The following is a 24,981-nucleotide window of genomic DNA, read 5'->3' as shown; positions in this document are numbered from 1 at the left end:
CTCCAATTAGATTTACTCAGACAATATCCGCACTACAAGGACCAAACTTGCAGCGTCGCGGGTAATTCGGATTACGACCAACGTTTAGCTTATAATAGACTGTATCATTCATAGCGAGCGCATAACCAGAAGAACCAAACTCCTTCAACCGATCATAAATTATGGCCAATTCGCTTCGCTCATATTTTATTTCATAGAATTCTCTGTCTCGATCCCTCCCTAACTCAAGAAAGTCTACCAAGCTTCGCTCATGCCGCTCGACGGCGTCCAACTCATCGTATCCCTCTGATGGGCCATTCCCTTGCGCATTGACACGAGACAATACTTTATGCCACTCCGGCTTGCTCTGAATACTTCTGAGCACACAAAGCACCGCCTCTTTTCGTTCGCCGTAGCGATCGAGAAACCCTATGTTTCCTGGATCTATATTATCCCACTTACCATGACGCGTTAGAAGGTGAAGCAATATACCCTTAGCTTCAGGTGTGTAGCGCAACAGATCCAACTGTCGAGTGATAACATTTTTAGCTAACTGATTCCGTCGTCTCGAAGCATCAATACTCTTCTTCGTCTCATCAGCCAATTCACCAACCTGTTTTGTGAAATCATCTGCAATGTTTTCAATTGATTTTTTTACGAGTGAGTAATACTCATATACATTAGCTTCAACTACCTCCATTTGCATAACACAATACTTCGTATACACACTAAATGCTTCCTTATCCATGACTTTAAAAAAACCATAATCCCTTTGGTTCAGTTGATAAATCAACCAAGCACCGAACTCCAGAAAGGTATTGCCATCCACCTCACAAATAAAGCCACCTTTGGCACCCGCCCCTTTGCATAGAGAGGCTGCAAAACTAAAACAAAACTTCCCATTAATAAAAGTACAATAAAAACTTAAGCCGGCGCCCACCCCCGCCAACCCTGCAATGCTGGGTCCTATTTTACAAAAATCGACGTACTCTCCAGTAGTCTCCAGTATACCGCCATTTGTTTCCCCTGCCGCTGTCGGCTTTAACCATTGCAGTGATCCCGTCAGTGTTCCTTCCGCCCTCGCACCCGCAAAAGCTTCTGCCGAAAGTTTTATCCCTTCATCTTCACTGTTCATCTGCTGATGAAAATCGTAAGCTTTGCTTTTTCTTTCACTGAAAGGTCTCAAACGACCAGGTTGGCCCATGACGGTTTGCTGGTCACCACTCCTGACCACCTGGAATTGAGCCTCCACCTGAAGCGTCGCTCCAATAAATGCGGCCAAGCGAACGTTCAAACTTAGGCGCATCATCCCTAAGTCAAACGGGACCTCGTTCCCATCAGAGGGATTAACTGTAAGCCTCCATCCGATGCGATCCGGGGCGTAAATTGAAAAGGACGCTATGCCGGCAGCCGCAGTTAAGCTGCCGCCACCCTCTCCTTTGATGGAGAATTGTTGCTTACGTGGATCAATTTCAACATTTGCGCCGAAATTGGAAACAAAGCGCATAAACTGTGCTCCACCCTCAAAATCAATATGATCCCCCCACGTTGCCTCACCTTGTGCGGCAGCATTCCAGCTATCCGCCCAGTCAAAAAGTGAACAATCCATACTCAGCGCCTCAGGATCAAAACCAAGGCCTGCCCATTTAACAACATCCTTCAGATCAATTTTTATTTTTGGCCAATTCAATCCGGCAAGTTGCCTCTTAAGCTTCTTGTCGTCTATGCGTCGAATTTTTCCATCACTGCGTCGCTCAAAGATACTTTCAGCGCCGCCTTTTTTGTCACTACTTTTCAACGACACAGTATGGAGTTTTCTGCCATCCTTGCCTTTACTGTAGTAACCTTTTTTTACATAAACTACAGGCGCTCGTTTCTCACCAGCTTTTCTTTTAGCAGTCTGCCCCCTAACAGGAACAAGCTCCACAACATCATTATATTTCATGTCTTGGGTAGAAAACTCACCAATTTTTTCTTTTAACTTTTCTCGCTTCAACTCCAAATTTTTCTCAGCTCGCACTACAGCGTCATTAAATGACGCCTCAGGCGCTGCTGTGGTTTCTGCAGCAATTCCATATTTTTCAATTGCAACGGAGTAATTAATTTTTTCCTGATGAAAATCATTTACGCACTGCTGCATTTCCTTCCAATGCGCCTCAAACTCTGCAGCCTCACTGTCAGCAATAAAAACCAACTCCTCGGTTTCCGGACAAAAATAACACTGTACCGATTGATGATGAGCCACTACAACGGGTTTACTTTTGCAAACCCTGCTCTCTGCTACCAAGATATCCGCTCCGCCCATTTCCTATCACTCCGAAGTTACTCAAAGAATAACTTTATGCTTTGAAGATCAATTCCATAGTGGGACTGTGTATAACCATTCCCATCTGTCATGCCTCTCAGCACGCTGCCATCGGCAGCTTCAATTCGATACCGTACGTAAGGTTTTGGCTTGTCACTGACTTTATCTCTAACTTGAAAGCCACCTTGCATGGGATTGCTGTAAACAGGATCTTCCAGAATCATCGGTGCCAGGGCCTTCTCCAGTGAGGCAGTGCCTCCCCAAGCGATATTGTCATTCTTGATATGCAGTTCACCCGGGGCACCGATCTCAACAGATCCGTCTTTTATCTTGATATAGGCACCTCTGCTAACCAGAGTGATGCCGTGTTGGGCATTGAGAACGATCTCGCCATTACTGCTATTTAAAGCAAGTTCCTTGTCTGCTTGTAACGTCATCGCATCGCTTTGTGCCTGAATGTCCACAGGGCCACGAGCCGCAATTAATCTGAGCCCTAACTTTTGGGCGAACAGACTGATTGCCTCACCTGCGGCCACGCTAAAACGTTTGAATAGGCTGAAGTCAGCACTATCACCAGCCGTAGCTGTAATAGAGTTTTCTGCCGATAGTTGGATGTTTGCAGGTGTAACCATAGCTATCCCGGCAGGTGCCGAGGCAAGGAGTCCCGCATCTTTGAGCCGCGCCAATGCCTCCCGCAGGCTCTGTTGGGCCTGATTATCAGCTGGTAATGCTCCCGACACAGCTGCGCTTTGTGCCAGTGCGTTCACCAATGCCAGAGCGTTATTGAGCTGAGCCAACGCTGCTCCCATCTCCAGCATTGTCCCTCGGGCTTGAGGCTGAGCATCAGCACTGATGAAGATGCCACTGCCGCCACGGATCGCGGCATGCCCATCGGTGCGCAGTTCCGCGCCCTCCCCGCGAGGCCGGCGATCGGCATCGACCAGATGCCCGAGATTTAGTTGAGTCTTGCCACTGTGCTCCGTACTGAGCTTGATGTGCTCCTGCCCACGCGTATCGTCCAGGCGGAACTTGTTGTTGGCCGGGGTGCGCAGCACATTGCGTTTGTAGTTTCGCAGCGTCACGTGGTCGGGATGTTCACTGTCGTGCAACGCATGAGCGATGTAGGGGCGGTCCGGGTCGCCTTGTTCGAACGCCACCGCTACTTCGGTACCGCAGATCAACGGCAGGTGCAGGCCATGAGTGTCCCCCGCATAAGGGCGTGCCAGACGTAGCCAGACACTCTCCTCGCCTGCCCGCCAGTTGTCCCGGTCGAACAGGAAGTTGACCCGGTAACGTCCCTCCATATCGATATGGCCGTAAGGATCATTTTTTTGGGTACTGGTGACTCGCGCCGGCACCGTACCGGCGATCTGCGGCTTGCTCAGCAAGCTTGGCCGAAAGCCTATCGTCTCCGAGTAGGGAATCGCGTCAAACTTGGCTTCCAGGCTCCGATCGCGAGCTGCCTCGACGGTCAAATGCGTGATGACCACGCCAGGTTCGAAGACCTGTGGCGCCCCGTCAGAGACCGTCAGCACTTGCCCTGGGGCCAGCCTCACGCTGCTGCTGACACCGTTACAACGGGTCTGATCGTTGAGAAAGCGCTCATGATTCAGGCGTGCATAGAAGTAGCCGCTTTCGCTGAGCAGGTCCTCATCCTGGTCAATTGCGTCACCCAGCGCGGTATAGGGCTCACCGTAGTGATAGCCTTCGCCGTACGTAGTGGTGGCACCCCGGCTGTGATCAACCTCACCATCCAGGAAAGCAGCCGCGTCCCGGTGGTGATACGCCCGCACGTTGATGTGCTGTTCCACTACCTGATGCTCAACCTGCAGCGCCCACACGCCGTCCTGCCCATTGCTGGTCAAGCCCGACAGGGGCCGATGCGGCAACTTGACGCCAAACTGGTAATGCCGTTGATGGTCGTGAAACTCGACCACATCAATGTAAAGCCGATCGTCGTGGGTGAAGCGATACCAGATGCCGACTTCCGCCAGCAGACGGCTGATGAAAGTCAGATCGCTCTCACCGTACTGCATGACCTGTTCACGCTTGGGGTATTCGCGCGCCAGGTCGAACACGAAGTGCTGCCCTTCCAGCTGATGGCGACTGCGCAGGATGCTTTCAACAATCTCCGGTACCGACTGATGCTGATAGATCCGGTACTGCTTGCCACGTCCGAGCAATGCCAGGTGCGCTTCAAGTGCGACTTGGTAGCGGGCTTCATCCCGGGAGCCGGAGACACGCTTGAAACCCGTGATCACGCCATGCACTGTGCGTGATGCCCCGTCAGGCATTGGAAGCTGAGTGGTCAGTTCAGACTTGCCCAGATAGAAGCTGGCATCTTTCCCGAGGATTTGCGCCGCCTCGATATCCTGCTCTTGGGAAGTGAACGCAATGGTGTACTTGAATGGCTGGCTTAGCCATTCCTCGCCTTTGAATGACAGTACATCGAGTTCGGCCGTGAGGTCTTCAACTTCTAACTGATAGAGGTTGTGGGTGGAACCCATTATTGACTTCGCCATGATCAGGTCCTCTCGGTAGCCAGCAGCGCCGGGTCGTGTTCATCCGAAAAGCTCAAACTGATACCAGCGTCTTCGCAGTACCCGAGCGTCACAGCTTGTGTTGGCTGACCGAGGGCTTGGCGCTGCAGCAACTGTTGGCTTAGCACCGGCAGGATCTGCTGGTTCAGCAAGCTATCGATGTTGCGAGCGCCGGTATCGGGCAAAAGGCAGGCGGCGACCAGTGCTTCGTAGAGCGTGTCATCAACCTCACATTGCAGGCCGTAATGGCGCAGCAAGCGTTTGGCCACTTGATCGAGCTTGATGGCGACTATGCGTTTGAGTGCATCGCCCCCCAACGGGCGGAAGATCAAGGTCTGGAAGCGCGCCAACAGTGCGGGCTGAAAGTGCTCGCGCAATACTGGCCGTAACAGTTCATGAAGAGCGGCGTCTTCAGTATCTGGCTGCCGCTCGACACAACCCTGCAACAGGTCGCTGCCGAGGTTGGACGTCATGAGGATGACCGTATTGCGAAAATCGATCTCCCTTCCCTCTCCATCACGCATGAAGCCGCGGTCGAACACCTGATAGAACAGGTTGAGCACATCACGGTGGGCTTTCTCGACTTCATCCAGCAACACGACGCTATAAGGGCGCTGGCGGACGGCTTCGGTGAGCACCCCGCCCTGACCGTAGCCCACATACCCAGGCGGCGAACCTTTAAGTTGGCTGACGGTATGCGCCTCCTGGTACTCCGACATGTTCAGCGTGATCAACGATTTCTCACCACCGAACAGGCTGCTGGCCAATGCATGGGCCGTCTCTGTCTTGCCGATACCACTGGTCCCGACCAGCAGGAACACGCCCATCGGTGCTTTGTCATCAGTGAGGCCCGTTCGGGCGGCGCGCAACCGTTGGGCAAGTGCAAGCAGCGCGGGGTCTTGACCAACAACACGCTCGGCCAACTGATCTTCCAGGTTCAACAAGCTGGCATGTTCGTCCTTCAGCAAGCTGCCGAGAGGCACGCCCGTCCAGTCGGCGATCACTTCAGCCACACTGCGGGCGCACACGTCGAGTGACAGCAGTGGCCGACCGCCCTGCACGTAGTTGAGTTGCTCTTGTAGACGAGCGCAGACAGTTGTATCGACCTGCTCGGCCTGGCGAGCATTGAGCAGCTGGTGGGTGAGATCGAGCTCTTGTTGGTACTGCAACTCCAACGCGGCTTGCTGACTCTCCAGCTGCACCAGTTGGTCAGTGATCTTCGCCAAGCGAGATTCATCCGAATTACCGGTAAGCTGTGCGTCGTCTACCAGCGCCATCCGCTCTGCGGTGAAAGCCATCTTCTGCGACTTCAGCTGGACCAGAGCCTGAGGTTCGCAGTCCAAGCTCATGCGAACCCGCGCACAGGCGGTATCAATCAGATCCACCGCTTTGTCCGGTAAACGTCGCCCCGTCAAAAAACGGCGAGACAAGCTGACCGCCGCCTGCACCGCAGCGTCTTGAACATGCACGCCGTGGTAGCTGGCATAACGCGCTTTGAGCCCTCGCAGCATCACACAGGCATTGGCATCATCTGGCTCATCGACCTTGATCATCTGGAAGCGACGCTCCAGCGCCGCATCGCGCTCGAAGTACTGCTTGTATTCACTCCAGGTGGTGGCAGCGATGGTGCGCAGCTCGCCACGCGCCAGGGCCGGCTTCAGCAGATTCGCCGCGTCTGCGCCCCCAGCCTGGTTGCCAGCGCCGATCAAGGTGTGGGCTTCATCGATGAACAGCAGCACCGGAGTCTCTGACCGCTGGACTGCATCGATCACGTTCTTCAAGCGTTGTTCGAACTCGCCTTTGACCCCGGCGCCCGCCTGGAGCAACCCCAGGTCCAGCGTACGGATGCACACCGGTTTCAGGCTATCGGGGACATCGCCGCTGGCGATGCGTAAAGCCAGCCCCTCGACCAGCGCGGTTTTGCCGACACCTGGATCGCCTACCAGAATGGGGTTGTTCTTGCGCCGACGGCTCAGCACATCGATCACCTGACGGATCTCATCGTCGCGACCGAAGACCGGATCGATCTGCCCTGCTGCAGCCTTGGCAGTAACGTCATGGCTGAACTGATCCAAGATGGCGAGTAGTGCCGAATCACCACCTGTGCCGCCCACAGCCTCAGACTCTCCTGGCACTTCTGGCTTGAACAATGAATTCTGCTCTGATTGACGTTCTTCCGAATCGAATTCAAGCAGCGCTTTCACTTGCTCCGATTGCATAGGACCGATGCTCAATGCAGGCCAAGCGGCTGAACACTTAAGCAAGTTTGGCGCTTCAAATAGCGCCCCCAGCAAGTGAACGGATCGCAACTGCTCACAGTCACGATCCAGCGATGCCAACAACCAGGCATTGGTGATCAGCTGCCGCACTTCACCGCTCAGCTGAGGTTTGCTGAGAACGCTGCGCGGCAATGTATTGAAGTGGTCAAGCAGTCCCTGCCAGATGGCATCCATATCCCACTCATATCGGCGGGCGATGACCACGAGATCGCCCTCGCCTTGTTCAAACAATTTCAACAGCCAGTGTTCAACGGTGATATGACTGTGCCCACGTGCCTGGCAAAGTGAAGCTGCTGCCGTGAGTGCCTGGGTACAATAGGCGTTTAGCCGGCGAAGCAGGCGTGTAGGATCGTGTGCCATACAGGGCATCCTTGTCGTCAATGATCAGCATGTCGCCACAAGTGCGAGCGCGTCTGAATATCTGAGGTGTATTTGGCTGAACGCCCGCGCACGGGCGCTCAACCCAAGACACTGGAAACCATCAACCACCATTGGCTGCTGGCCAATATCTATCAGGCGGTGGCGCGTTCACTCCACGCATCGGAGTGAATGATGTTGCCATCCTTGTAAGTCCAGATAATCTTCTCGTAGCGAAGCTCGACCAACTCCAGGTGATTGTGCTTTTCCTTCGCAGGGTCTTTGATATCGTGCATTTTGGGTGCAACCTTTACGACCTTGACGTTCTCCAGCTTGGTATTGAAATACTCAACCTCCTGCCCGGCATCATTGATTTTGTACCATTTGAATTCGGCCTCTTTCAGCGTCTGCCCAGTCGTGACAGCCTTATAGAGGTAAGGCGTGGACGAATCGATTTCCTTGGTAAATACGAAAGCGGTATGAATCCGGGTCCCCGTCAACTTTCCGGTGTTGTTATCAGTCGGTATATAGAGATCATGATCCTGGGCAACCACTTCAATACTGCCCTCGCGATCTTTGACATTGACAGAGCCTTTGATTTCAGAGCCGCCATCGTCTTTCAGCCACAGGTAAACAGGAATAGCCATTTAGAAGTTCCTCATTTCAAGCGTTGGGCGTCGCGAAGTGCGACAGGGGTTGCAATCCCGAGGCCGTAGTCGAGGACTGACAAGCCCCCGCCTCCGGCACCAGGCGAATTTCAACTCGGCGATTGGCCGACCGTCCTTGTTCCGTGTCATTGCTTGCTACGGGCTCACTCGCCCCCAAGCCTTGTACTGCGAAGCAGTTGCTGGGTATGTCACCCATGTGTTGAATCCAGTCGTGAACCGCAGCGGCGCGTGCTCGCGACAAGCGCAGGTTCTGTTCGTCACTGCCCGTCGCATCCGTGTGGCCCGTGATCACGATTAGCCAACCTGGCTGGGCCTTGATGCCCGCAAACGCATTTACCAGGAACTTGGTCGACTCTGGCTTCAACTGCGCGCTGCCACTGTTGAACAGCGACAAGCTGTCCAGGCGAACCGTGCGTGGCTTGTCAGGCAGGCCTTGAGGCACGGTCGGGATGCGGTGGCCGTTGATCGCCGCCAGCAGTGACGGACGTAATCTTTCGCCTTGATACAGCCCGATACCAAGTGACCACGGCTCCCCCTGGCGGTAGTAGTGATCCAGGCGCTGCGCATCCTGGCGAAGCACCATCAGTGCCTCCTGGCGCTGCGATACGCTGGCCGAATCGGGGCTCAGCGAAGCGGTGCTGTAGCGTCGCAAATCATCGGTGACCTGACGTATCAGGAGCGTGTTCTGCCTCGCCGAGCTGATCAATGCGACGCAAGCCGCTAGCACCAACAACCAGACCCCAATCACCACAGCCCTGCTTCGCGGACTGTACGGAGCCCTGCCGGGCAGCAAATGAAGCAGTGAATCAGGAAAGGGTAACGACGCGTTTGCGTGATTAGCCCCATCACGAATGTAGGAAAGGCCGGTCCGCTGCTGGAGCCAGCGGTGCCAAAGATTGCTGTCACGCGCCCCCTCAATCCTCGGAACAAATGCAACCGCAAGGGTGAGCGCAGTTGCGATCTGCTGACGGGGACTTTCTGTGTCCATTTCCGCCAAGCACGCTTCGTTCAGCCAACCGACGGCAGCGTTCAACTGCACCGTGGTGCGTAGTCGGTCAGCCTGGTGCTCAGGATCTTTGCCCCTGCGCTGCCATTCGGACAGGCTCAGGCAGTCACCCGCCTCTCGTACTCGCACACTCGACTCTTCAGCCTCCCAGCTGAACCAGGGCGAAGCCCCGCTCGCGCTGTGGAAATAGCTCACAATCAGCAGCGGCAGCGGTGTACCTCGCTTGCGCACTATCGCGACCTGATGGCACAAGCTTTGTATCTGGTTCGCAAGCACTGCGCCGTCTGTATGGGCACTGGGGGTCACGACCCACATGATGCTGAGCTGCCCACCCCACTCTGGCCGCTCCAGCAAGAGATCGGCTACAGTTGCGGGCAACTTCGAAAGGTCGGGCACTGGCACATAACACCCCTCCCCTGTTACTCGTGGAACCAACTGCTCGGCAGACGAGGCCTCAAACAGTTCAGTCAAACTATCGCCGACCACCAGAACAACGGGATGACGATACGATCCAGCAGGCAGGCTGGCACCACTGCTCCACTGCAGCTGTGTACGTTTTCCGGCAGCACGCGATATCCGGCGCCAACCCACCATCACCAAAGCACTGACTAGCAGAGCCGCGATGGCTTGAACCGCTGCAGCCAGCGGCAACGTGGCAATCAACAACAAGGACAGCGCACCGGCCCATAGGCAAAGCCCCTGTTTGTGTATCCGCGGCATTACGCTCACTCCTGCACCGGCAAGAGTGAGCCCACGGCCTCACCTAACGCGTTATCAAGCCCCCACCAGGCGCCTACCAACAGGGCAGCGGCCATCACGATGTGAACCAGAGGAGAGCGCAACCAATGCCACATCGGCATCCGCGGACCAGTGCCTAACGGGATGACCAACGACTGGCTTGTGACCAGAGGCGGCACCTCGGCAGAGATGGCAGTCAACAACTGCTGGCGCTCCGGGTGATTGACTTCTCGGTAGCGCCCCAGGAATCCAAGCATCAGGACTCGATGAAATACAGTGAGTACATGAGGGTGCACAGAGGCTTCGCGCAGCGCAGTGCGCATATCCTCGTAGAGCGACTCACCCGCCTGGTGGCTGCTGAAGAACTTTGCCTGCAAGGTCTCCATCGCCCAATCCTCATGGGCTCGACCCTCCGCGCAAGCAAGCACCGTCTCGTCCAGCAGCGCACATTGCGCATGGCTGATCAGATCGATGCTACGGCGATCCAGGCCACGCTCCTGAAGCGTGGCGCGTACATGCTCGACATCAGCAACACAGCGCGACCATAACTGCGGGCTGCTGTGCGCCTCGGTACCGTGTCGCAACTCGACTACCAGCAGATAGGTATCCTGCATCAGCGCGTCTATATCCACCTTGGCTGCGGCGTTCTGTGGGGTCGCATGGTTCATGAGCGAAGCACCGCGAACAATTCGAGCTGGACATCCTGAAACACGCTCGGAACATAGAGCGCACAGACCCCATCAGCCAGCATCGCACGCCCTTTTGCATGGCTAAGGTCGAGTGCGAAGTACTGATTATCCAGACGCAGCGGTATTGCCGCCGGCACATGGCTCAAAGGTTTCAGAGGAACGCCATCGAGCGCCGCATTGACGAGATGATCCACATCATCGGGGGAGCCGACCTTGCACAGCCGGGGGAACTGGCTTTGAACTTGAACGGCCGGCAGCCGACAGCGAACCGAGAGATAGAAGTCAGCACCTTCTGGCTCAAGCAAGCGTGGATCGCTCAGGGAAACCTGCCAACGGTTTGCGCTGCGTGCCTCCAGGGACAAGGCCAGCACACGTGACGGCAGGCTCGCCTCCAGCAATGTAGAAAGGGTACGCATCAACGGCGGGAAGACTGCTTCAAGATCTGCGTGCTGGTAGGCAGGTATGTCCTCGATATGCTGGTCCAAGGAAAAGGTGAGCAGACCGCCTGCGAACTTCACCAACTGCTGATACACCTGTTCCGGATGCCGACCAGGCTGCGCTTTCAGGTCAGCCAGCACTGGCTGATACGTGTTCAGCGCATTGAGCAACCAGAACAGCGTGACATCCGCAACAGCAAACTCCGCCATGCGCTGGTTGCTCTCCCGACGCATCCCCATCAACCGCTCACGCTTGGCGGACAGCTGGGTCAGCAAGTTGTCGAGCTGAAGCAACAACCCGGCATGAGCATCAAATCTCAGCAAGGGCGGGATGTAGCTATCATCAATTGCCCACCCATCCCGGCCATCACGCAGCAAACGGGCCACCGGGCACGTGAGATAGTCCGCATTATCGTCGTCAGCCAGACGCAAGCTCAGCGCCTGTTCGAGCACGCTGATTGACTGCATTTCGCCGGTGTACAGATCCTTGGTATCACGCCATACCTGGTGATATCTGACTGGCCGCTCGACGCTGTTGCCCTCAAACAGGCAGTTGTTACCATTGGCCTGTTCCAGTGGCAAAGCGAGCACAACCGTTGCCGTCTGGATATCACCGGGCAATACCCGAGAGAGTTCCAGGGCACCGGGCAGTCGATCCAACCGATCGGTGTCAATCAAAGTACCGTCTGGCAGGCACAACTGAAGCCGAGTGGCCATCAGCTTGCCCAACCTCAGCGCCTCTGCATCAAACGCTACATGACGGATGCCCCAAGGGTGAACCAGGGCCAGTGAGGCAATACATTGATTAGTCCACGATTCAAAGCGGGCCTGCTGCTGAAATTGCTGCGCAGACAACACCACGCCGGACGCCCATAAAGGCCGATCGATTTTCACGTCATACACTCCTGCAACCGCAATCAAGATTTTGCTTTGGGCATCTGCGAAACCAAGGAAAGATTGATGTCCATACCTTCAACCTGGAAATGCGGCACAGCAAACAACTTGACCCTGAAGAAGCCCGGATTGTCATCAATGTCTTCGACAACCACTTTTGCCTGCCTCAGTGGGTGAGAAGCCTGTAAGTCATCCCCTGGGTCCGTCATCTCGGTGACCAAACCGCTTACCCACCTGTTGAGTTCCAACTCCAACAGGCGACGGTCTTTGGTTGTACCGATATTCTCCCGCTGGATCAGTTTCAAATAGTGCGCAATGCGAGAAAGCAGGAACACATAGGGCAACCGCGAATTGATACGGCTATTTGCCGTGGCTTCCGCTGTGTCATAGATGGCCGGCTTATGCGCTGAGTTGGCCGAGAAAAAACACGCGTAGTCGCGATTTTTGTAATACGAAAGTGGAATCAAGCCCAGGTTGGCAAACTCAAATTCTCGGGTCTCCGGAATCATCACTTCCGAAGGGATCTTGACTTGACTACCTGTCCCCAGGTCGTACAAATGGATCGGCAAGTTCGTGACAGCGCCACCGGACTGTGGTCCGCGAATCTGCACGCACCAACCATTAGCGATGAAGCTCTTGACCATGTTGGCCGCGAACGCGAAGGTTGCACTTATCCACAAATACTTGCTGTGGTCCGGCCCCTTGACTCGCTCCTCATAGTTGAAAGATCGCACAGGGTTCGTGGCAGCCCCATAGGGAAGACGCCCCAATGTGCGCGGTGTCATCCCGCCCGTATACCGGGCATCGTCAGTTTGCCTGAAACCGTTCCACTTAATATACTCAGCCCTATCCATGTGACTACCCAGATCCTTGATCGCGGCAACTTCCTCCATGGTGTTCTTTCCGAAAAATTCCGGACCAACCGAGTATAAGAATGGCATATGCGATGCAGCCGCCACTTTCGAGACATTCCGCAACAATGCAATGTCTTGCGGCTCTCGCCCAAACTCGTAATTCGAAACCGCCGCCGCAATGGGCTCACCACCAGGTGTATCGTATTCCTGAGTATAGGTATGCAGATACAAACCGCTTTGCGAGATCTCAGGCGCGTCCTCAAAGTCCTGCGCCAAATGCTCCTTACTGATATCGAGCAGCTCAATTCGGACGTTTTGACGGAAGTCCGTTTGGTCAATCAATGACTTCGCGCCGCGCCAGATGGATTCGACCTTCTGGAAATCCGGGTGATGCATGACCGCATCCAGCTGACTGCTGATCTGAGCATCAATTGAGGCAATGTGTTCATCCAGCAGAGCCCTGTCCAGTTTCTCCACCTTCGGAGAGACCTGCTTGAGCCGGTCCAGAAAAACGCTCACCGATGCAGTCACGCGCTCATTAGCCGTCGCTTCTGACAACGCATCGACACTTTGGAACGCTTCAATGCCACCCATCTGATCAAGCGGCTCAAGGTTTATTCTTTCAAACAGCGCGTGATAGACGCTCTGGTTTTCTTCCACCTGCACGGTGGCGCCACGCGATTGCGCAGAAGATTGCTCTTCGGACATTTTTAGCTTCCCGTCTGTCGAGATGATGGTTTCTAGCGTTCGCTTTGCGATGCAAGGGCAGCGAGTTCTTTACGCAACTCGTCACTTAACGCTTCATCTTTAAGTATCCGCTCCAGTTCAGCACGGAACGTTGCGTTATCCAGAAGATTGGCCTTCAGCTCGCGCAGTAAATTTCGCATCGCCAACAGTGCACGCAACTGGGGGATCTGTCGAGCAACCTGCTCTGGCTCGAAGTCCTTCATGCGCCGAAAGCTCAGTTCGACCGGCGTCTCGCCACCGTCGCCCGACAGCGTATCTTCAACAACAAGCTTGAGACTCGGAGAGAGGTCGGACAGCACACTATCAAAATTATTCTTGTTGATATTTACTTTGGGCCGCTCTGACAGCGGACGCTGCTCCTTCCCATTACTGTAGTCCCCCATCAACATGAGTTTTAGCGGAAGCTCCACCTTGCGCTGAGCACCGCCTGTATGCAGATCAAGCTTGATATTGACGCGCGCCTTTGGCACCTCATTCTGAAAGCTATTTGAAGCCATGATCTCTCCCGAAAGTAGTCCCGGATATAGATGCCCCGAATCAAACCGTCACCACTTGGTGAGACTGGGCTCACTCAGTAATGGCGCCTCACCCCGCTGGCATCCCAAAATATTTCCCCACCAAATGTGTACCATGTTTTGCTTTTTTGCTACCCCTCACACCAAACTAGGAAACGTCCTACAAAAAAACGCACAACAGTCTATAGTCGATGAACCACATCCATTTTGCAGCCAAGCCAACCGCGCCCTCTCACACAAGAGCAACTCGCCCACCGACAACGCATTGATCCATATCAACAACAATCCACGATCAAACCACACAACCCCGAATGCGCAAATATTAGCTAAATTCCACCTACCCGAGTCAATTCGGAAACGTCCTACAATCGGCGTCATAAAGATTTAATTGAACTATTTCTTCCAGTAGCACCCATGGACTGTCGCAAACTAAAAATTTACGCCTTAGCCCTATGCACTTTCATTTGTAAGATTCTCGGATAAGTATCGTAGGAATATTTACCTGTATTCTTTCGCCCGCTCACCAACAGAGGTCTCGTCACGCCGCAACCGTTGAGCACTGAAACATCATGGAGTGGCAGTATGCGATTGGCACGTGGCGGTCGACTGCTCTATCGGTACTGCCCATGGAGGGCGCTGCGACTTACGGCGTTGAGATCACACACCCAATAGTGACAAGCTGAACGAGACACTTTCCTGATCATGACAACCTGCCCCGCTAAGCCAGTCCCCCGTCATCTCAACATCCTTCATTGATCACGCAGGCCAACGCAACCGTTCGATAACCGAACACTAGCCCCTCCCTTGAATTGACGCTGCCGCCTCCACTGCTCACCATGCACCGGCCTTGCGTGCCCCCTGCCTGGGACTTGGTCACGTACCCGTAGCACCGCAGCCAATACAATTTCAAGAATCGAGCAGTTTATGAACCACTCCAGGATCACCCCCGCCGCCCCCCGGATGCCCCAGGGTTCGATCGGCGACAAGCTTCGCGGCGCCTTTGGCGTCGGCAAGACCCGTTGGGGCATGCTTGCCCTGGTGTTCTTTGCCACCACCCTGAACTACATCGACCGTGCCGCGCTGGGCATCATGCAGCCGGTCCTGGCCAAGGAAATGAGCTGGACGGCGATGGACTACGCCAACATCAACTTCTGGTTCCAGGTCGGCTATGCGGTCGGCTTCCTGCTGCAAGGCCGGCTGATCGACAAGGTCGGGGTAAAACGCGCGTTCTTCTTCGCCGTGCTGCTGTGGAGCCTGGCCACCGGCGCTCACGGCCTGGCCACCTCGGCCGCTGGCTTCATGGTCTGCCGCTTCATCCTCGGCCTGACCGAGGCCGCCAACTACCCGGCCTGCGTGAAGACCGTGCGCCTGTGGTTCCCGGCAGGCGAGCGGGCCATCGCCACCGGCCTGTTCAATGCCGGCACCAACGTCGGCGCCATGGTCACGCCAGCCCTGCTGCCGCTGATTCTGGCCGTGTGGGGCTGGCAGGCCGCGTTCATCGCCATGGGCAGCCTGGGCCTGGTGTGGGTGGTGCTGTGGGTGCTGAAGTACTACAACCCTGAAGATCACCCGCGCGTGCGCCAGAGCGAGGTGGAGTACATCCAGCAGGATGACGAGCCCGAGCCGACCCGCGTGCCGTTCAGCCGTATCCTGCGCCTGCGTGGCACCTGGGCCTTCGCGGTGGCCTACGCGATTACCGCACCGGTGTTCTGGTTCTACCTGTACTGGCTGCCACCGTTTCTCAATCAGCAGTACAGCCTGGGCATCAATGTGACCCAGATGGGCATCCCGCTGATCATCATCTGGCTGACGGCGGACTTCGGCAGCATCGGCGGTGGCATCCTGTCATCCTGGCTGATCGGCCGTGGCATGCGCGCTACCACGGCGCGGCTGGTGTCGATGCTGATCTTCGCCTGCACCATGGTCAGCGTCATCTTTGCAGCCAACGCCAGTGGCCTGTGGGTCGCGGTGGCGGCCATTTCGCTGGCGGTGGGCGCGCACCAGGCGTGGACGGCGAATATCTGGAGCCTGGTGATGGACTACACGCCCAAGCACCTGGTGAGTACGGTGTTCGGTTTCGGCAGCATGTGCGCGGCGATTGGCGGGATGTTCATGACGCAGATCGTCGGTAGCGTGCTGACCGCTACCAATAACAACTATGCCGTGTTGTTCACCATGATCCCGGCGATGTACTTCCTGGCGCTGGTGTGGATGTACTTCATGGCGCCACGCAAGGTCGAGAGCGCCTGAGTCAGGACATGCGCTGTACCTGTGGGAGCGGCTTCAGCCGCGAAGAATCCAACGCGGTGCCTGGCACCGGCTGCGCCGGTGTTCGCAGCCGCTCCCACAAGGGCTCCACAGGGCTCAATCCATGCGCTGTACCTGTGGGAGCAGGTGTCTTGCTCCATTTCTAAAAGCTGGCGCGATCCCTGTGGGAGCGGGCGTGCCAGCGAACACGGGCGGTAGCCCGTGCCAAGCGCCGCGCTCTGTCAATCAGACTCTGGCCAACACTGCCATGGCCTTCTCCAGCGCCATCCGCGCGCGCTGTTCGCCGCTCATGCCCTGCTCCAGCAACTGCCGTGTGGGGATCTCCAGGCTCAACGGCACACTTGGCGGCAAGCCGCGCAGCAAGCTGACCAGATCGGCATCGCCCTCACCCGGGAAGCGCCGCTCGTTGCGTGCCTGGCGCAGGATCTCGTCCATGTCGGCCGGCACCGGGCCGGCAACGTCGCACAGCTGGGCATAGCGCATGCGCTGAGGCGCCAGTTGCGCCAGATCGTCCAGTGAAGAACCGGAGCGGTTGAAGTGGAAGGCATCCACCAGCACGCAGCCATTGGCGCGGTCGGCGTTGGCCACCACCCGCATGGCCTGGCGCAGGTCACGCACATCCGTCCAGGGCATGAACTCCAGATGCGGATGAATGCCATACCCCGCCGCCAGGTCACACAACGCAGCAAAGCGCTCGGTCAGCCGCGCTTCATCAGGGTCGTTGCCTGCCACCAGCAGCTCCGTGCCGCCCAGCTCGGCGCCCACCGCCAGGATCGGCTCGAAGTCGGCTACACAGGTTTCCGGCTTCAGCCTCAGGATCTCGAGGTCGAGCACCTTGATACCGGTGTCGCGCAGGCGCGCCTGGGTCTGCCGGCGCAGGTCGGCGTCGGCCACCAGCGGGAAATGCTGCTCTTGCTCGGTGGCGGGCACCAGGCGCAGGCCTACATGGCTGTAACCGGCGCGGGCTGCTGCCTCGACCATGTCCGGCGGGGGCAGTTCGAGTACCGTCAGGGCCGCCAGGGAGAAAATTCGATCAGTCATTATCGTCACCAGACCAGTCAAGCAATGTGCTCGGGCGCACAGGCCCGGCCAGTTTCCGCTGCCAGGCGGATCGCCTCGATCAGCGCCAGGGTGCGGCCACCGTCGGCGGCATCGATCAGCGGCGCCTGTTCACCCCGGGCAACCCGCACGAAGTGTTGCAGCTGCAAGGTCAATGCCTCGCCGGCGGGGATGCATTCCTCGCTCTGCAACAACGGCGTGTGCCAGCCCGAACCGACCTCGGCGTAGTGCCAGCGCTTGAGTTGCGGAATGCTCAGTGCCCCTCGGGTGCCAGCCAGCAGGTAGCACGGCTGACCATCCTGGCGTGGGTAGACCGGGCTTTCGCCGGAATCCAGCTCCCAGCTCCACGGCGCGGCCACCGCGTCGGAGCCGGTCAGGCTGCCCAATGCGCCATTGGCGAACTGCAGTAGCACCGCGGCGCTGTCTTCGTTGGCAAAACCGCGCACATCGTTGCGGGTGAATGCCTGCACCTGCACCACTTCGCCGCACAGGTGGCGCAGCAGGTCAAGGTCATGGATCAGGTTGGTCAGCAAGAAACCGGCACCCGGCTCGCGGCGCCACGGGGTTTCGAAATAGCTGTCGGGCTTTTGCAACTGCCACAGTGCGGTGACGTTGATCAACCGGCCCAGCTTGCCTTCGGCAATCACTTGGTGAGCCTTGGCGATCAGCGGGTTATGCCGGCGGTGATGGCCGACCAGCACCGGTACATTGTGGCGGCGCGAGGCTTCCACCAGCGCGCGGACTTCATCCAGATGCACGCCCACCGGTTTTTCGACCAGCACCGGTACACCAGCTTCGACGCAATCCAGGGCGGTGGCGACATGCAGGTTGTTCGGGTTGGCGACAATCACTGCCTCGGGGCGTGCGTGCTCCAGCATCTGGCGGTGGTCGGCAAAACAGGGCACGCCGCATTCGGCAGCGAAAGCCTCGGCCTGCGGGCCCGGGTCGGCCACAGCGCACAGCTGGGCCTGCGGTACATTTAGCAAATGCTGGTAATGCTGGCGGCCCATGATGCCGGCGCCGATCAAGGCAATACGAAGGGGTGCGTTCAACAGCCTGTCCTCTTGTCATTATTGTCATGCAGATTCCGGAATCTGATTCCATAATCCACATTGAACAATTTAGAACCAGGTTCAGCTTTTCAGAAGAAGCCGCAGAACAGAGTGTGCGGTAATCGACCGGAAATGCACTTCAGGCAAACAACTCACTGGCCCGGCTGGCCGCCGACAGTTCCTCCGCCGCCGCCAGCAACAGCGGCGCCAGTTCTGCCAGGCGGCTTTGCGCCAGGCGCGCACTGGGCCCGGCGATACTCAGCACACCGATCACCTCGTCACCTTGCGGGCGGCGCACCACCGCAGCCAGGGCCGAGGTACCAATGGCCGAGGTTTCCTCGACCCAGGCATAACCGCGTTCGCGGGCGCGGCGCAGGTAGGTGAGCAATTCGTCGGTGGAGCGCGGCGCATTCGGGCCGAACTGCGCCGGGTCGGCAATGCCCTGGCGCAACACCATCTGCAGCGCCTGCTCATCATCCAGACTGGCCAGCCAGGCATGCCCGGACGCGGTATAGAACAGCGGTGCGTCGCGGCCCATGTCCGGGTCGTAGCGCAGCCCGGAGCGGGCGCCCTGGGACTTGGCGATCCAGGTCTGGCGCGCGCCGTCGATCACGCCAAGGCGCACCAGTTCGCCGCTGTCCTGGGCCAGGCGGTCAAGAATCGGCTGGATGATGTCGGCACCACTGCTGGCCAGGTAGCGGAAGCCCAGCGCCACCAGCTTGGCCGACAGCTGGTAGCGGCTATTGTCACGGTTCTGCCGCACATAGCCCAGCCGCACCAGCTCGGTGAGCATGCGATGGGTGGCGCTCTTGGGGATGTCCAGGCGCTCGGCCAGGGTTTGCAACGGCAGCCCCTGCGGCTCACCGGTAAGGCTTTCTACAAGACTGAAGGCGCGTTCGATCTGACTACCAGCCATGACACAGGTCCCTGAAAATTTTTGCGAATTCTAGAAGATGATTCCATACCGCTGATAGCCACCGCGGCTAGTGCTGTAGGAACTGTCCGGTTATCGCCCATTTCTTGCCCGGCAAGGCCGTCATGCCCTTGCGGACAGACTCACTGCCGACAAGAATGTGGAACCTTGTTCCAATAACAATACAGGAATCCCGCAATGCCTTCCGCTCCCTACGAAACCGAATGCGATGTACTGGTCATAGGTTCTGGTGCCGCCGGGCTGGCTGCGGCCGTGACGGCTGCGTGGCATGGGCAGAAGGTGATCGTGGTGGAGAAGGAACCAGTGTTCGGCGGCGCCACCGCCTGGTCCGGCGGCTGGGCCTGGGTGCCGCGCAACCCGCTGGCGCGCCGGGCCGGCATCGAGGAAGACATCGAGCAGCCGCGTACCTACCTGCGCAATGAACTGGGGGCGTATTACAACGCCGAACGCGTCGACGCCTTCCTCGAAGCCTGCCCGCACATGGTGGCGTTCTTCGAAAAGCACACGGCGCTGCAGTTTGCCGACGGCAACGGCATCCCCGACATGCATGGCGACACACCGGGCGCGGCCCAGGGCGGGCACCAGGTGATTGCCGCGCCCTATGACGCCCGCGAGGTGGGTGCGCTACTGCCACGCCTACGCAAGACCATGCGCGAAACCTCGTTCATGGGCATGCCGATAATGGCCGGTGCCGACCTTGCCGCGTTCCTCAACATGACCCGCTCGCCCAAGGCCTTGCTGCACGTGTGCAAACGCTTTGGCCGCCACTTGTACCACCTGGCCCGGTATGGCCGGGCGATGCACCTGGTCAACGGCGTGGCACTGGTGGCCCGCCTGGCCAGGTCGGCGCAGGACCTGGGCGTGCAGCTACAGGAGTCGGCACCGGCCAAACGCCTGTTGGTCGAGGATGGCGAGGTGCGCGGGGCGCTGGTGGCTACACCACAGGGCGAGCAACTGATCCGTGCCAAGGCCGTGGTGCTCGCGGCGGGTGGTTTCCCTAACGACAACGCCCGGCGCCGGCAATTGTTTCCGCGCGATGCCAGCGGCCATGACAACCTGGCCCTGCCCCCCAAAGGTTGTTCGGGCGACGGCCTGCGCCTGGGCGAGTCGGCCGGCGGTGTGGTCGCCACCGACCTGAAGTCGCCGGTGGCCTGGGCGCCGGTTTCGCGAGTGCCGCACCGCGACGGCAGCGTTGGCCACTTCCCGCACATCATCGAACGCGGCAAACCGGGCATCATCGGCGTGCTGGCCGACGGCAAGCGTTTCGTCAACGAAGCGCATGGCTATTACGACTATGTATCAGCGATGGTCGCGGCGGTGCCGCAGGGCGAAGAGGTGTGTTCGTGGCTGGTTTGCGACCACCGTTTCCTGCGTCGCTACGGCCTGGGCCACGCCCGCCCGGCGCCGCTGCCGGTGTGGCCGCACGTGCGCAGCGGCTATCTCAAGCAAGGGGCCACCCTTGAACAGTTGGCCCAGGCCTGCGGCATCGACCCGGGAGGGTTGCGCGCCACGGTCAGCGACTTCAACAACCATGCCCGCAACGGCCATGACCCGGCGTTTGGCCGTGGTTCCACGCCGTTCAACCGCAAGCAGGGCGACCCGCAGCACAAAGGGCCAAACCCTTGCGTGGCGCCCATCGAGCAAGGGCCGTTCTATGCGGTGAAGGTGCAACCCGGTTGCTTTGGTACCTTTGCCGGGCTGCGCACCGACGGCAATGCCCGGGTGCTGGATGAGGCTGGGCAGCCGATTGCAGGCCTGTATGCAGCGGGTACCGACATGGCCAGCGTGTTTGGCGGCTGGTATCCGTCGGGTGGCATCAACCTGGGCCCGGCGCTGACTTTTGGCTATGTGGCCGGGCGGCATATTGCCGGGGCGCAGGGGTATGAGTGAAGTAAGGTAAGGCCGGCAATTTTGCAGCGCCTGTGAGATCGAGCGCCGCCCGCGCGGCGCTTCGCGGGGCAAGCCCGCTCCCACATTTGTTGCAACGTGGCCATGCCTGTGGGAGAGGCGTTGCCCGCTTTGGTGGAGAGTTTGAGACCGGAGAAGCGGCGGTAGCGCCAGCCGGGAAACCGCACAAAGGCAACAAGGCTGGCAACCATGGCCTGACAGGTTTGGCACGTTGCAACAAATGTGGGAGCGGGCTTGCCCCGCGAAGCGCCGCGCGGGCGGCGCTCGATCTCACAGGCGCTAAAACTGCCACGGCAAACGCCTTGCGGCCCTCATGCGCCCCGGAGGCAAACTCTCACTGCTTCATGCCCAGCTCGGCATCATCCATCTGCGCCTTTGGTAGAACGTGGTCTTGCCGACAGTGAATTGAGTGTCTTCTGTGGTCATTATTCAATCCCCCTGAAATATCTCGAGTGCCTGAGCCGGCCCTTTCGCGGGTAAACCCGCTCCCACAGGTACTGTGCAAGTCTTGAAGTCTGTGGTGATCCTGTGGGAGCGGGTTCACCCGCGAAGAGGCCAGCCCTGGCGACACATCAATAAAGCCTTAATGCAAAGTGCTGCGCCCATTGGGCATCTGCACCTGGATCAAGGTGTCTTCGAAGAAATGGGGGGTGTGGGTGGATCGGGGACTTTTGCTCAAGCCGGGCAACGCATCTGCTCCAACCAGTACGCCACGTCCACCTCGTCGATCTGCTCGGCCCGCAGGAAGCGCTCGGCATACTGGCGGTACACCCCACTGCTGAGAAACAGCTCCAGCAACTGCCCGTCGATGTGCCCGTCGCGGGCCATGCCCACCAGGATCTTCACCGACTCGGACAAGGTCTTCGGCGCCTTGTAGGGCCGGTCGGTCGCGGTCAGCGCCTCGAAGATGTCGGCAATCGCCATCACCCGCTCGGCAATGCCCAGGTCCTGCTCGCCCAGCCGGCGCGGGTAGCCGCTGCCGTCCATTTTCTCGTGGTGGTTGCCGGCAATGTCCGGCACCCGCTTGAGGTGGCGGGGGAACGGCAAGGAACTGAGCATGATGATGGTCTGCACGATGTGCTCGTTGATCTTGAAGCGTTCCTCATCATTCAGCGTGCCGCGGCGGATCGCCAGGTTGTACAGCTCGCCGTAATTGCTGGCGCAGGCCGGCAGGCGCATGTCGAAGCCCCAGCGGTTGCGCGGGTCGTCCTTGGCCACCGGCGGCTTGCGGGGGCCCCAGGGCACGCGATGCTCAGGGCGGTCGGCCAGCAGTGGCTCGTCAACCGGTAGTGCAGGCGCAGGTACGTCGGCAAAGCGTTCCGCTTCATCACGGGAAATGCCCAGGCGGTTGTCGAAATGGCGCTGCCAGCAGCGCTGGCCAATCTGCTGCAGGCGTTCGATGTCGGCGTCCTGCATGAACTCGCCGCCAATGTTGGCCTGGGCGACGAAGGCGAAGTCGTCCTGCAACTGAGCCTGGCTGCGCGCCAGGGTGGCTTGCAGCGCCTGCTGGTCGCCACCGCTGGCCAGGCCTTGCCAATAGGCCAGCCCGGCATCCCGCCAGAGCACCTCGAAACGCATGCGTACCTCGTGGATACGGTTGTACAAGGTTTCCAGCTTGGTCGCCTTGTCCACCACATACTCGGGGCTGGTGACCTTGCCGCAGTCGTGCAGCCAGGCCGCCACGTGGAATTCGTAGCGTTCAGCCGTGGTCATGCTGAAGCTGGCATACGGGCCGGTTTCGGCCGCCACCGCCTGGTCCAGCAGCATCTGCGCCAGTTGTGGCACCCGCTCGCAATGGCCGCCGGTATAGGGGCTCTTGGCATCGATGGCATCGGCCAGCAGCTTGATCATGGCATCCAGCAGGCGTTGCTGGGCTTCGGCCAGCTGGCGCGTCTCGATGGCCACCGCCGCCACCCCGGACAGTTCCGCAACAAAGCTGCGGAACGGCTGGCCTGCCTGTTCGTGTACAGGCCCATCGCCCAGTTGCAGGACCAGAATGCCCAACAGCGCCTGGCTACGGTCATTCAACACCAGGGCCATGCTGCCCTCATGCAGGCCGAGGGCCTGGGTCACCGCCGCGGCCAGGTGCTGCTGGGCCGTCTCGTCCACGGCCAGCTCGCCAGGGTACTGCTCGCCACGGCAGGCGGCGGCCAGGCGCAGCAAGGCGTGTTCGGCATCGAACAGGTACACCACGCCGGCATCGACCCCGGCGGCTTCCACCAGATGGGTCAACACACCGTCGAGCATGTGCTCCAGGTCGCGCTCGCTGCTGAGTGTGAGGGTAATCGCCTGGAAGCTGCGGATGGTCCCGGACATGCGGCCAAGCACGCGGCTCAGCTCACGCACCTCGGACACCCGGGAGCGCACCCCGACTTCGCGGCTGAAATCAAAGCCTGCCAGGCCTTGTACCTGCTCAGCCAGCAGCCGCAACGGGCGGCCGATACGCCGGCCGAGCACACCACCGAGCACCAGCAGCACGCTTATCAGGGCAGCGGTCCAGAGCAACTGCTCGAGCAGTACCTTGCGCGCACCGGCCAGCAATTCATGGCCTGGCACGGCAATCAGCACCTGCAGGTCCTGCCCGGCCAGGTTGGTCAGTTGCACATGCATGCCATACCAGGTCTGACCGTCCACCTGGTAAGGCTGCGGCCGGGTACCTTGCGGCAGGTCGGCGTAAAGATGCTCCAGGCTGGGAATGCCCAGTTCACCGATACGCGACAAGCGTGCGGCCTGCCCTTCGTGCACGATTACCCGCTGCAGTTCCGGGTAGGCCACCACACTGCCCTGATCGTCGACCACGACGATCTCGGTGCCGGGTGTCATGCGCAGGCCCTGGGTCTCGCTGGCCAGGTCGTCGACCGAAACGTCCATGCCGATCACCGCCCCACCGTCGACGCTGCGCTGGGCCATGGTCAGGCCGATCTCGCGGGTGGTGAAGAACACATAGGGGTGGGTCAGCACGGTGGTGGGCTGGGCGCTGGCTTCGACAAACCATGGGCGCGTGCGCGGGTCGTAGCGGTATTGGGGCTTGGCCTGGGCCTGCAAAAGGTTCAGCGCGCGGTCGTAGAAGCGCCATTCACCCTGCACCGCTCCACCCTCACGGCTGACGCTCTGCACCAGAAATGCCGAGCCCGGCGGCGCAGCGAAACGCTGCAGCAACTGCGGATCGCGAAGGCGCCGCACCAGCAGGAAATCACCACTGGGGTAACCCATGTAGGCAGCACTGAGCATGCGGTTGGCTTCCAGCGTCTCGACCAGTTGCGGCAAGCGTTCCAGGCGCTGCGCCGAGTTTTGCGCAGACGGGTTGTGGGCGAGCAGGCGGATACTGCTGTGCACCGGGTCGATCAGGCGCCGAGCGCGTTCGTCGATGGTCTTGCCAATTTGCTGGGCAGAATCACCCGCTGCGGCCACCAAGGTCTGGCGAATGCCGTGATAGCCCTGCCAGGCCAGGGCGGCGCCGAGCAACAACATGCCCAGTACGATGGCGAGTGCCACCAGCCACTGTAGTGAAATGCCACGTTCGGCGTTGCCAGCAGCACGACCATTCGACACGCAGCCCATCACAGGTACTCCATGTATGGCACATTGCCTTGGCTGATACCCGCAGCAGTGTAGAGGGCGGACGGGCTTTTTGCCGGGTTAGAGAAGAAATTTAGTCTTGCATGGCTCTTCTAGCCAGCACTGGCCCTTGTAGGAGCGGCCTTGTGTCGCGATAGGGCTGCAAAGCAGCCCCGGCAATTTGTGCATCCGTG

Annotated in this window: 15 protein-coding genes; 2 read left to right on the top strand and 13 right to left on the bottom strand. The window is 58.7% G+C overall.

Annotated features, from left to right (window positions below; all coding sequences use genetic code 11):
* Positions 1-16 precede the first annotated feature (16 nt).
* From RIN61_RS22280 to tssB, 9 genes are all read right to left on the bottom strand, one after another.
* Complete coding sequence (locus tag RIN61_RS22280; protein ID WP_313854149.1) at positions 17-2,284, bottom strand: hypothetical protein; 2,268 nt, start codon at positions 2,282-2,284, stop codon at positions 17-19.
* Between the two features lie 17 nt (positions 2,285-2,301).
* Positions 2,302-4,806, bottom strand: coding sequence for a type VI secretion system Vgr family protein (locus tag RIN61_RS22275; RefSeq protein ID WP_313854147.1), 2,505 nt, complete (start codon positions 4,804-4,806; stop codon positions 2,302-2,304).
* 2 nt (positions 4,807-4,808) lie between these two features.
* The gene (tssH, locus tag RIN61_RS22270) at positions 4,809-7,463 is read right to left on the bottom strand and encodes a type VI secretion system ATPase TssH (RefSeq protein ID WP_313854144.1); all 2,655 of its coding nucleotides are present in this window, start codon (positions 7,461-7,463) and stop codon (positions 4,809-4,811) included.
* A 152-nt stretch (positions 7,464-7,615) separates the two neighbouring features.
* Complete coding sequence (locus RIN61_RS22265; RefSeq protein WP_207879464.1) at positions 7,616-8,107, bottom strand: Hcp family type VI secretion system effector; 492 nt, start codon at positions 8,105-8,107, stop codon at positions 7,616-7,618.
* Between the two features lie 16 nt (positions 8,108-8,123).
* A complete protein-coding gene (locus RIN61_RS22260; RefSeq protein ID WP_313854141.1) occupies positions 8,124-9,854 on the bottom strand; it encodes an OmpA family protein in 1,731 nt (576 codons plus the stop codon).
* Between the two features lie 5 nt (positions 9,855-9,859).
* Positions 9,860-10,540, bottom strand: a complete 681-nt coding sequence (gene tssL, locus RIN61_RS22255) for a type VI secretion system protein TssL, short form (RefSeq protein ID WP_313854139.1) — start codon at positions 10,538-10,540, stop codon at positions 9,860-9,862.
* Positions 10,537-11,892: a type VI secretion system baseplate subunit TssK gene (tssK, locus tag RIN61_RS22250; protein ID WP_313854137.1), complete on the bottom strand. Its 1,356-nt coding sequence runs from the start codon at positions 11,890-11,892 to the stop codon at positions 10,537-10,539. Before tssK ends, tssL begins: the two co-directional genes overlap by 4 nt.
* Positions 11,893-11,915: 23 nt before the next feature.
* Complete coding sequence (gene tssC / locus RIN61_RS22245; RefSeq protein WP_313854135.1) at positions 11,916-13,454, bottom strand: type VI secretion system contractile sheath large subunit; 1,539 nt, start codon at positions 13,452-13,454, stop codon at positions 11,916-11,918.
* Between the two features lie 32 nt (positions 13,455-13,486).
* Complete coding sequence (gene tssB, locus RIN61_RS22240; protein ID WP_207879475.1) at positions 13,487-13,990, bottom strand: type VI secretion system contractile sheath small subunit; 504 nt, start codon at positions 13,988-13,990, stop codon at positions 13,487-13,489.
* Positions 13,991-14,932: 942 nt separating this feature from the next.
* Between tssB and RIN61_RS22235 the strand changes: the two genes are divergently transcribed.
* A complete protein-coding gene (locus tag RIN61_RS22235; protein WP_313854133.1) occupies positions 14,933-16,258 on the top strand; it encodes an MFS transporter in 1,326 nt (441 codons plus the stop codon).
* Between the two features lie 243 nt (positions 16,259-16,501).
* On the opposite strand, the gene RIN61_RS22230 is transcribed toward RIN61_RS22235, so the two are convergent.
* The 3 genes from RIN61_RS22230 to RIN61_RS22220 form a co-directional block, all read right to left on the bottom strand.
* A complete protein-coding gene (locus RIN61_RS22230) occupies positions 16,502-17,317 on the bottom strand; it encodes a sugar phosphate isomerase/epimerase family protein (RefSeq protein ID WP_112252194.1) in 816 nt (271 codons plus the stop codon).
* 17 nt (positions 17,318-17,334) lie between these two features.
* Positions 17,335-18,387, bottom strand: coding sequence for a Gfo/Idh/MocA family protein (locus RIN61_RS22225; protein WP_207879477.1), 1,053 nt, complete (start codon positions 18,385-18,387; stop codon positions 17,335-17,337).
* Between the two features lie 139 nt (positions 18,388-18,526).
* On the bottom strand, positions 18,527-19,303 hold the full coding sequence (locus RIN61_RS22220) for an IclR family transcriptional regulator (RefSeq protein WP_207879479.1): 777 nt from the start codon (positions 19,301-19,303) through the stop codon (positions 18,527-18,529).
* A gap of 195 nt (positions 19,304-19,498) precedes the next feature.
* On the opposite strand from RIN61_RS22220, the gene RIN61_RS22215 reads away from it, so the two are divergent.
* A complete protein-coding gene (locus RIN61_RS22215; RefSeq protein ID WP_207879481.1) occupies positions 19,499-21,211 on the top strand; it encodes an FAD-dependent oxidoreductase in 1,713 nt (570 codons plus the stop codon).
* Between the two features lie 693 nt (positions 21,212-21,904).
* On the opposite strand, the gene RIN61_RS22210 is transcribed toward RIN61_RS22215, so the two are convergent.
* Positions 21,905-24,790, bottom strand: coding sequence for an HD domain-containing phosphohydrolase (locus RIN61_RS22210; RefSeq protein WP_313854126.1), 2,886 nt, complete (start codon positions 24,788-24,790; stop codon positions 21,905-21,907).
* Between the last annotated feature and the right edge of the window lie 191 nt (positions 24,791-24,981).

The sequence above is a fragment of the Pseudomonas inefficax genome, from assembly GCF_032164165.1.
GTDB classification, from domain to species: domain Bacteria; phylum Pseudomonadota; class Gammaproteobacteria; order Pseudomonadales; family Pseudomonadaceae; genus Aquipseudomonas; species Aquipseudomonas inefficax.
The sequence above is the reverse complement of the archived record's forward strand: the minus strand, read 5'-3'. Positions and strand labels throughout refer to the sequence as shown.